At 67.3% G+C, this 548-nt stretch carries 1 protein-coding gene; it reads right to left on the minus strand.

Annotated elements, in window-relative coordinates; genetic code table 11:
- A partial coding sequence (locus tag AACS18_RS14505; protein WP_258228716.1) for a PfkB family carbohydrate kinase occupies positions 1-548 on the minus strand: 548 nt, incomplete at both ends.

A 548-nucleotide genomic window follows, 5' to 3' on the forward strand; every position in this document is an offset into this window, starting at 1 on the left:
CCCGTGGTGTCGATGGGCGTCACTTTCTGCCCCACCCACTCCAGCAACTCGCCATCAAGGCGAGCCACCACCCCGGCCGCCCCTCTGGTCACCAGCACCAGCGCCGGGCCAGAGAGAGTTGCAAGCCCGGCGACCAGTTCATCCTCGCCGCTCAGCAGTTGCAGCTCCTCGATGGAGAGCTTGACCACATCCGCCTGTGCGATGGCTTCGCGCACCAGCGGCAGCATCTCGGCGGGGTTGCCCCACACCTCGGGGCGCAGGTTGGGGTCGAAGCAGACCCGTCCGCCTGCCGCCTTGATGGCGGCCATGGCCTGCAGGCAGCTGGTGCGTACCGGCTCGTTGGCGAGCGCGATGGAGCAGGTCAGCAACCACTGACCGGCATCGAAACGGGGCAACTCATCCGGGGTGAGGAACTGGTCGGCGCTGGGGCGCACCATAAAGGTGAAGCTGCGCTCCCCCTCATCATCCAGTGCCACCAGCACGGTAGAGGTTCGATGGTCTGGATCGAGCCGCAGCGCGGCCACATCCACCCCCTCCCCGCTCAGGGT

It is taken from the genome of Aeromonas sp. HMWF015 (assembly GCF_963878965.1).
Taxonomy (GTDB): Bacteria; Pseudomonadota; Gammaproteobacteria; order Enterobacterales; family Aeromonadaceae; genus Aeromonas; species Aeromonas veronii.